Here is an 8,670-nt window from a genome sequence, read left to right on the forward strand (position 1 = left end):
GCGTTGGCTGCCGCAAACGGGCCGACCATCCACGGTCTCGAAAGCTCGTCCGGCCGCTTGACCSCCGAAGCCGAGTGGAAGCGCACGCTCACCACCGATGGCGGCCTGCTGGTCACGCCTCTGCTCGCTTTCCGCGGCGACGGCAGCTATCTCAACGCGTCCGCGGACTCGCTCAACGCCATCAACACGATGGCCGCAAACCCGCAGATCAACGTCGCCGACGACGTCCGCTCGTCGCTGTTCCGCTACATGGCTACGCTCGGCCTCGAATTGCGCTGGCCGGTATTGTTCTCGTCGACAAGTTCGACCCATGTGCTTGAGCCTATGGCGCAGCTGTTCGCTCGCCCGAGCGAGAGCCATGTCGGTGGACTCGGTATCCCCAACGAGGATGCCCAGAGCTTCGTCTTCGACGCCACGTCTCTATTTGAGCGCGACAAGTTCTCGGGCTACGACCGCATGGAAGGCGGCACGCGCGCCAATCTCGGCTTGCGCTACTCCGGCAGCTTCAACAATGGCTGGACCACCAACGCGCTCGCCGGCCAGTCCTATCAGCTTGCTGGCGAAAACTCGTTTGCCGCCCCTGATCTCGTCAACGCCGGCGCCTATTCAGGCCTGGAGACCGACACGTCAGATTACGTCGCTCTTGCCGGCATCGCCAGCCCGAACGGTTTTTCCGCTTCGGTCAGCGGCCGCTTCGACGAGCAATCACTCGACGTGCGACGCGCCGAGTTCAAGGTCGGCCTGGACGCCCGTCCACTCGCTGTTTCGGCACGATATGCCTTCGTCGAGGCGCAGCCGCTCTACGGTTTTGCCACCGACCGCCATGAAGTCACGCTCGGCGCCACAGCTCGTTTCAACGACAATTGGCGCGGCTTCGGCTCCGGTACGTACGACATCCAGAACGATCTGCTCGTCCAAAGCGGCCTTGGCTTTGCGTATGACGACGAGTGCTTCACCTACATGATGACCTATGCGGAAAGCCGCGATCACAACGATCCGGACGATGTCACCCGCACCGTCGGCTTCAACATCTCGTTCCGCACGATCGGTGATTTCGGCACGGCAACAAACGCCTTCTAGGATCGGCATAGCAACGGCGTTGGGGGCGGCCCGACATCGTTTTGCCGCATAAAGCGGCCATTTACGGGGCAATAACGTCCGGGCGAAGCCCGGATTGGGGTTTGAACGGGACTTTTTCCATGCGGAAGTACCTCTTTTCGGCAGGCTTTGCTCTGCTCGTGGCGGCGACGTCGGTTTCAATGACCGCCTATGCGCCGCAGGCTCAGGCCAGCGAAATCAAGTACGTCGTCAATGATGTGCCGATCACCAGCTACGACATCCAGCGTCGGGCCGCCTTTCTCAAGCTGCAGAAGCGCAAAGGCGACGCCAGTGAAGAAATGATCGAGCAGACGCTGCGTCTGGCCGAGATGAAGCGTCTCAACATCCGCATCTCCGACAAGCAGGTCGAGGATGCCTATGCGCGCTTTGCCGGTTCCAACAAGCTGAAGCCCGCTCAGATGGACCAGATCCTGGCGCAGGCTGGCGTGACCAGCAACCACTTCAAGGATTACATCCGTGCCCAGATGGGCTGGAACCAGGCGCTCAGCTCGCGTTTCCGCGCCGAGCAAGGCGGGGGCGGCACCAGCGAGCAGGACGCCGTGCGGCGCATGCTCCAGCAGGGCGGTGCCAAGCCCAGCGCCACTGAATACATGCTGCAGCAGGTGATTTTCGTCGTACCCGCCTCCGAGCGCGGCTCGATCGCCAAGCGCAAGCGTGAGGCCGATGCCATGCGCGGCCGTTTCAATGGCTGTGAACAGACACGCGAGTTCTCCAAGGGGCTGCTCGATGTGACTGTGCGCGATCTTGGGCGTGTGTTGGCTCCCCAACTGCCGCCAGAGTGGGCCGAAGACATCAAGAAGCTCAAGGCAGGTGGCGCGACGCCGGTTCGGGAAACCGATCGCGGTGTCGAGTTCATCGGCATTTGCAGCGCCCGCGAAGTTTCCGACGACAAGGTTGCCCAGATGGTCTTCCAGGCGGAAGGCGAGGGCAAGGGCGACAATGCAAAGGCCGACGAGCTCAACAAGAAGTACATTGCCGAGCTGCGGAAGTACGCTCGCATCGTAACCCGCTAGGTCGTGGGTTCCCATGGCGCCCCGCTGGCGTTGACGTCGGGCGATCCCTCCGGCATCGGTCCAGAAATCGCAGTCGCCGCGTGGCGTCTGCGCAACGAAGCGAAGGTGCCGGCCTTCTATCTTCTCGCGGACCCGGTGCTTGTTGTCGCACGTGCTCGCACTATGGGTATGGAGGTTGCGATCGCCGAGACCGATCCAGCCGGGGCTGCACACCTCTTTGCCAATGCCCTGCCGGTCGTGCCGCTCGCAACGTCTCTGATCGACGCGCCCGGCCAGCCGGACAAGCGCAACGCAGCCGGCATCATCGAGGCGATCGACCGCGCTGTCGTCGACACCTTCGAAGACCGTGCGGCAGCCGTCGTCACCTGCCCGATCGCCAAGAAACCACTCTATGACGCCGGCTTCCGCTTTCCCGGCCACACCGAATATCTCGCTTATCTGGCCAGCCAGAGGACCGGCGCCGAAGTAACACCGGTCATGATGTTGGCCGGACCGGACCTGCGCGCCGTGCCTGTGACCATCCACATTGCTCTGGCTGAAGTGCCTAGGGCGCTGACCACCGCGGCCATCGTCGAGACCGTTCGCATCACCGCGCACGACCTGCGCATCCGCTTCGGCATTGCCAGGCCGCGCATCGCAGTATCGGGGCTCAATCCCCATGCCGGCGAAGGCGGAGCCATGGGACATGAGGACGAGCGTGTCATCCGCCCCGCCGTGGAAGCGCTCAAGGCGGAAGGCATCGACGCATTCGGCCCCCTGCCCGCCGATACCATGTTCCATGCCCGCGCGCGCGCTGGCTACGACGCCGCCATCTGCATGTATCACGACCAGGCGCTGATCCCGGCCAAGGCACTGGCCTTCGACGAGACGGTCAACGTCACGCTCGGCTTGCCCTTCATCCGAACCTCGCCCGACCATGGCACCGCTTTCGACATTGCCGGCAAGGGTATTGCAAGGCCCGACAGCCTGATCGCTGCACTGAAGCTGGCGCGCCAGCTCGCCGACGTGGAAGCAAGAGCATGATCCCGAAAAGTGGGAACCGGTTTTCGGAAAAGATCACGCTCCAACAAAAGGATAGAGCCCCATTCCGATTCAATCGGAATGGAACAGGCTCTAGATCATCATGAGTTCAGCCGTCACCAGCATCGATGGCCTGCCGCCGTTGCGCGATGTCATCGAACGTCACGGCCTCCAGGCCAAGAAGACGCTCGGCCAGAATTTCCTGCTCGACCTCAACCTCACCGGCAAGGTCGCGCGTGCTGCCGGCGATCTCACCGGCGTCACCGTCATCGAGGTTGGTCCCGGGCCGGGCGGGCTGACCCGTGCACTTCTGATGCATGGCGCAAAGCGCGTCATCGCCATCGAGCGCGACGAGCGTTGCCTGGCAGCACTGRCCGAAATCTCTGACCATTATCCCGGCCGATTGGAAGTTGTGTCGGGCGATGCCCTAAAGACCGACTTTGCAGCCCTGGCAAACGGCGAGCCGACAAAGATCGTCGCCAACCTGCCCTACAACATCGGCACGGAACTTCTAGTCCGCTGGCTTACCGTTGAGACCTGGCCGCCCTTCTACCAGTCGCTGACCTTGATGTTCCAGCGCGAGGTCGCCGAGCGCATCGTTGCGCGTCCGGCGAGTTCGGCCTTTGGCCGGCTCGGCGTTCTCGCAGGCTGGCGCACCGATGCCCGCATCGCCTTCGACGTGCCGCCGCAGGCTTTTACCCCGGCCCCGAAGGTCACCTCGTCAGTGGTCCATCTGGAGCCACGCATGGTGCCGCTGGCCGCCGATGTGAAGGTACTTGGTCGCGTCACCGAGGCGGCCTTTGGCCAGCGCCGCAAGATGCTGCGCCAGAGCCTGAAAAGCATGGGCGGTGAAAAGCTGCTGGAAACCGTCGGCATCGACCCGACGCGCCGCGCCGAGACCCTAAGCGTCGAGGAGTTCGTGGCACTGGCAAAGGCCGTCTGAACGCTAGCAGGCCCTCACCCTTTGGGTAAGGGCCGCCTGCCTCACACCTTTTCGTCGAGCAATTTCGAAACGAAATCGAACAGGCCAGGCCTGCGGTCACGGCGCAGGCGCTCGGCGGCCACGATCGCGCGCACTTCGCCAAAGGCGCGGTTCAGATCGTCATTGATCACGACGTAATCGTATTCGCCCCAGTGCTCGATCTCGTCGCGGGCGTTCTTGAGCCGCGTTTCGATCACCGCATCCTGGTCTTCCGCCCGGCGCTTCAGGCGGCCCTTCAATTCGCCCATGGATGGCGGCAGGATGAAGATCGAGACGATGTCGCCACGCATCTTCTCCTTGAGCTGCTTTGCACCCTGCCAGTCGATATCGAACAGCATGTCGCGACCCTGCGACATCGCCAGTTCGACCGGCTCTCGCGGCGTCGCATAGAAATTGCCGTGGACTTCCGCCCATTCGAGCAGCGCGTCATTGTCGCGCAAGAGCTCGAACTCGCGCTTGGTGGTGAAGTGGTAATGGGCCCCATCAATCTCGCTGCCACGGCGTGGACGGGTGGTGACGCTCACCGACAGCCGCAATTCCGGGTCGGTTTCGATGAGGTTGCGCGAGATTGTCGACTTGCCCGCGCCAGAAGGCGACGACAACACCAGCATCAGGCCGCGCCGCTTGATGGCAATTGAGGGGGTCTCTGCGCTCATGCGCTACTCCAGATTCTGTACTTGTTCGCGAAACTGATCGACCACGGCCTTCAGTTCCAGCCCGATGGCGGTCACCGTGGCGGCGTTCGACTTCGAGCACAGAGTATTCGATTCGCGATTGAATTCCTGCGCCAGAAAATCGAGCTTGCGGCCAATCGTGCCGCCGCCCGAGATCAACGCCCGCCCGGAGGCGACGTGTGTCTTCAGCCGGTCGATCTCCTCGCGGATATCGGCCTTGGTCGCCAAGAACGCCGCTTCCATGTTGAGCCGCGTCTCATCGAGCGCCGGCGATGCCTCAAGCAGCAGGCGCACCTGTTCGGCCAGGCGCTGGCGGATCTGCGCAGGCTCGCGTGACGGATCGGCTTCGGCACGCAGTGTCAGCGTCTCGATGGTCGCGATGTGCCCAGACAGCAGGCCCCGCAGCGCCTCACCCTCGGATTTGCGCGCCTCAACGAGACCAGCAAGCGCGGCTTCCAGGCAATTCATGGTCACCGCATCGATCGCCGCGCGCTGTTCTTCGGTCTCGACCGCCTCAGGCACGTCGAACACTCCGCGCAGCGAAAGCAGTCCGTCGGCACTGGCAGGGGCTGTGCCATATTGCTTGACGAGGCGGTTTGCCAGCTCGGCAACGTCGCGCAGGAACACTTCGTTGATCACCGGCTGCACCATCGAACCGCCGGTGCGGCTGACAGTCAAGGTCGCCTGCACATTGCCGCGCGAAAAGCGCTTCTGGATGGCTTGCCTGACCAAAGGCTCCAGCCGTTCGAAGCCCTGCGGCAGGCGCAAGCGCACTTCCACGCTCTTGCCGTTGACCGACTTGACCTCCCAGGCGATCGCCGTTCCGTCATGCTCCGCCGCTACGCGGGCGAAGCCTGTCATGCTTTGCAGGTTCATCTGGCAGCGAATTCCTGTTTTTACAGCGCAGCGCGTCCGAATGGGCGCGCAAAGGAGACTGTAACACTTTCAATCTGTGCATGATCCTTCCGAAAATCGATTCCGATTTTCGGGGTCATGCATGGGCTTGGTTACTTCTTGACGGTGTTGGTGGTCGTTGGGTCTTTCTTGGCCGGATCGGCGTCATCAGCCGCCTTCTCGTCCTCGACGACCTTGCGCTGGAATGCACGCCAGCGCGCGACGTTCTCGTTGTGCTCGTCCAGCGTCTCGGCAAAGACGTGCCCCCCCGAACCATCGGCAACGAAGTAGAGATCCTTGGTCTTGGACGGGTTGGCGACAGCCTCCAACGAGGCTTTGCCCGGATTGGCGATCGGCGTCGGCGGCAGGCCCTTGATCGTATAGGTGTTGTAAGGGGTCGGCTTGTCGATGTCGGAGCGGAAGATCGGCCGATCGGCCGGCTTACCCTTGCCGCCGAAGATGCCGTAGATGATCGTCGGGTCAGACTGCAGCCGCATGCCCTTGTTGAGCCGGTTGATGAACACGGCCGCCACGCGCGAGCGCTCGTCGCCGCGAGCGGTTTCCTTCTCGACGATGGAGGCCAGCGTCACGAACTCGTTGACGTCGGCAATCGGCAGATCCGCGGAACGGCGCGCCCAGATGCTCTCGACCAGTTCCTTTTGGTCGGCAAGCATCTTGTTGACGATCTGCTGGCGCGTCAGTCCACGCGTGAAGCGCTGGGTATCGGCCGCAAGCGTGCCCTCGGCCGGCATCTCAGCCGGCATGTCGCCGCTGAGCGCTTCTTGTTCGGCGATACGTTTCCACGCCTGCTCGACGGTCAGCCCTTCTGGGATCGTCAGCGAATACTGCACCGACTTGCCGCTCTTCAACAACTCCATGATCTCGTGCATCGAAGCACCAGCCGCGATCTCATATTCGCCGGCCTTGAGAGAGCCGTCATTGCCGTAGGCGCGCACCCCCATGCGGAAGATGCGGGCATCGCTGACCAGACCGCGCCGCTCAAGCTGGTCGGCGATATCCTGCACGCCGGTCTTTTCTTTGACCAGGAATGTCGTGGGAGTCGACGAAGGGCCCGCGCCGTTGAATTCTTGCTTGCCGAAATAAAGCGCTGCACCACCAGCCAGGATCACCAGCACCGCCGTCGACATCATGAAATTCATGAACACGACGATCTGGTTGCGCGAAGCGCGCGAACGCTTGGGCGGCGGCGTCCCGATTTCGGGGCGCAGCGCTTCCTGCGCGGTCTTTGGAACGATCGGATTTGCGGCGCGCGGCGCGCCTTGCCCCTGATCTGGCGTATTGATGCTCATCTTGCCTCGCCACTTCCTCTTGCGTCGAATCCCCGCCGGGAGACTAGGCCCGAATGTGGCAGAAATCACGGCAAAGGGCCCCCAAAGGGGCCCCTGCCCACAGGCGATCAGCCGTTATAGCGCTGGAAGACCAGCGATGCGTTGGTTCCGCCGAAACCGAAGGAGTTCGACAGGGCGACATCGATCTGCCGGGCGCGCGGCTTGTGCGGCACGAGATCGATCGCGGTTTCGCGCTCGGGATTATCGAGATTGATCGTCGCTGGCGCGATGTTGTCGCGAATGGCGAGGATCGAAAAGATCGCTTCCGCGGCACCGGCAGCACCAAGCAGATGGCCGATCGACGACTTGGTCGACGACATCGAAACCTTGGAGGCAGCGTTGCCGACAAGGCGTTCGACCGCACCCAGTTCGATCGTGTCGGCCATGGTCGACGTGCCATGGGCGTTGATGTAGTCGACATCCGCCGGCGACAGGTTGGCGCGCTTGAGGGCGGCCGTCATRCAGCGGAAGGCGCCGTCGCCGTCTTCGGCGGGAGCGGTGATGTGATGTGCGTCACCGGTCAGGCCGTAGCCAACAACTTCTGCGTAGATCTTGGCACCGCGCGCCTTGGCGTGCTCAAGCTCCTCGAGAACKACAACGCCGGCTCCCTCGCCCATGACGAAACCGTCGCGGTCGCGGTCATAAGGACGCGAGGCCTTCTCGGGCTCGTCGTTGCGGTCGGTCGACAGCGCCCGGCAAGCGGCAAAGCCGGCAAGCGAAAGGCGCGTCACTGGTGCTTCGGCACCGCCGGCCAGCATCACGTCGGCATCGCCGAACATGATCAGGCGGGCTGCATCGCCGATAGCGTGCGCACCGGTCGAGCAGGCGGTGACGACGGCATGGTTGGGGCCCTTGAGCCCGTGCCGGATCGAAACCTGGCCCGAAACCAGATTGATGATCTGGCCTGGAATGAAGAAGGGGCTGATGCGGCGCGGGCCGCGTTCCTTGAGGATCAGCGCATTTTCAGCAATGCCGTCAATGCCGCCGATGCCCGAGCCGATCATGACGCCGGTTGCGTTTTGCTCTTCCGGCGTCTTGGGCTGCCAGCCCGAATCCTTCAATGCCTCGTCGGCGGCCGCGATCCCGTAAAGGATGAAGTCGCCGATCTTGCGCAGTTCCTTGTGCTCAAGGACCGCTTCGGGATTGAAGGAATTGTCGCTGCCGTCACCCCTGGGGATGACGTTGGCAATTTTGCAGGGGAGATCTTCGACCTCGAACTCCGAGATGCGCCTCGCGGCGCTACGACCGGAAAGAAGCTCTTTCCAGCCGTGCTCGTAGCCCATGCCGAACGGTGAAAGCAGGCCAAGGCCCGTGACGACCACACGCCTCATCGCAGGCATCCCTGACAATTCGCGATCGCTCAGGCCGAAGCCTTGTCAATGTACTTCACGGCGTCGCCAACGGTGAGGATGGTTTCGGCCGCGTCGTCAGGAATTTCGACGCCGAATTCTTCTTCGAACGCCATAACGAGCTCGACCGTGTCGAGGCTGTCCGCGCCCAGGTCGTCGATGAAGCTTGCAGCTTCAGTCACCTTGTCGGCGTCAACGCCAAGATGTTCGATAACGATCTTCTTGACGCGCTCTGCGGTGTCACTCATGTGGGCATCCTCAGTCTGATGT

9 protein-coding genes are annotated in these 8,670 nt (G+C 62.6%); 4 read left to right on the forward strand and 5 right to left on the reverse strand.

From position 1 onward, the window contains the following. From AC1DUU_RS15060 to rsmA, 4 genes are all read left to right on the forward strand, one after another. Positions 1-1,080, forward strand: a 1,080-nt coding sequence (locus tag AC1DUU_RS15060) for an LPS-assembly protein LptD (RefSeq protein WP_476784216.1), incomplete at its 5' end; no start/stop codon positions are given. A gap of 119 nt (positions 1,081-1,199) precedes the next feature. Then, positions 1,200-2,132 (forward strand): peptidylprolyl isomerase, encoded by a 933-nt coding sequence (locus AC1DUU_RS15065; RefSeq protein WP_476784217.1) that lies wholly within the window; start codon positions 1,200-1,202, stop codon positions 2,130-2,132. Between the two features lie 3 nt (positions 2,133-2,135). After that, positions 2,136-3,155: a 4-hydroxythreonine-4-phosphate dehydrogenase PdxA gene (gene pdxA, locus AC1DUU_RS15070; RefSeq protein ID WP_476784218.1), complete on the forward strand. Its 1,020-nt coding sequence runs from the start codon at positions 2,136-2,138 to the stop codon at positions 3,153-3,155. Positions 3,156-3,255: 100 nt separating this feature from the next. Beyond that, complete coding sequence (rsmA, locus tag AC1DUU_RS15075) at positions 3,256-4,095, forward strand: 16S rRNA (adenine(1518)-N(6)/adenine(1519)-N(6))-dimethyltransferase RsmA (protein WP_476784219.1); 840 nt, start codon at positions 3,256-3,258, stop codon at positions 4,093-4,095. A 41-nt stretch (positions 4,096-4,136) separates the two neighbouring features. Here rsmA and gmk read toward each other — a convergent pair whose 3' ends face one another. From gmk to AC1DUU_RS15100, 5 genes are all read right to left on the reverse strand, one after another. Next, the gene (gmk, locus tag AC1DUU_RS15080) at positions 4,137-4,790 is read right to left on the reverse strand and encodes a guanylate kinase (RefSeq protein WP_476784220.1); all 654 of its coding nucleotides are present in this window, start codon (positions 4,788-4,790) and stop codon (positions 4,137-4,139) included. Positions 4,791-4,793: 3 nt separating this feature from the next. Beyond that, positions 4,794-5,684, reverse strand: a complete 891-nt coding sequence (locus tag AC1DUU_RS15085; protein ID WP_476784221.1) for a YicC/YloC family endoribonuclease — start codon at positions 5,682-5,684, stop codon at positions 4,794-4,796. A 131-nt stretch (positions 5,685-5,815) separates the two neighbouring features. Next, positions 5,816-7,012, reverse strand: a complete 1,197-nt coding sequence (mltG, locus tag AC1DUU_RS15090; RefSeq protein WP_476784222.1) for an endolytic transglycosylase MltG — start codon at positions 7,010-7,012, stop codon at positions 5,816-5,818. Between the two features lie 107 nt (positions 7,013-7,119). Beyond that, positions 7,120-8,382 carry a beta-ketoacyl-ACP synthase II gene (gene fabF, locus AC1DUU_RS15095; RefSeq protein ID WP_476784223.1) on the reverse strand — a complete coding sequence of 421 codons (1,263 nt, stop codon included), beginning with the start codon at positions 8,380-8,382 and terminating at the stop codon, positions 7,120-7,122. A 29-nt stretch (positions 8,383-8,411) separates the two neighbouring features. After that, a complete protein-coding gene (locus AC1DUU_RS15100; protein WP_055978681.1) occupies positions 8,412-8,648 on the reverse strand; it encodes an acyl carrier protein in 237 nt (78 codons plus the stop codon). Positions 8,649-8,670: the final 22 nt, after the last annotated feature.

It is taken from the genome of Aminobacter sp. P4_H6_2 (assembly GCF_056400805.1).

Coding starts and splice junctions, on each gene's coding strand:
- AC1DUU_RS15065 (WP_476784217.1), top strand. CDS start 1,200: ATGCGGAAGTACCTCTTTTCGGCAGGCTTTGCTCTGCTCGTGGCGGCG.
- gmk (WP_476784220.1), bottom strand. CDS start 4,790: ATGAGCGCAGAGACCCCCTCAATTGCCATCAAGCGGCGCGGCCTGATG.
- AC1DUU_RS15085 (WP_476784221.1), bottom strand. CDS start 5,684: ATGAACCTGCAAAGCATGACAGGCTTCGCCCGCGTAGCGGCGGAGCAT.
- mltG (WP_476784222.1), bottom strand. CDS start 7,012: ATGAGCATCAATACGCCAGATCAGGGGCAAGGCGCGCCGCGCGCCGCA.
- AC1DUU_RS15100 (WP_055978681.1), bottom strand. CDS start 8,648: ATGAGTGACACCGCAGAGCGCGTCAAGAAGATCGTTATCGAACATCTT.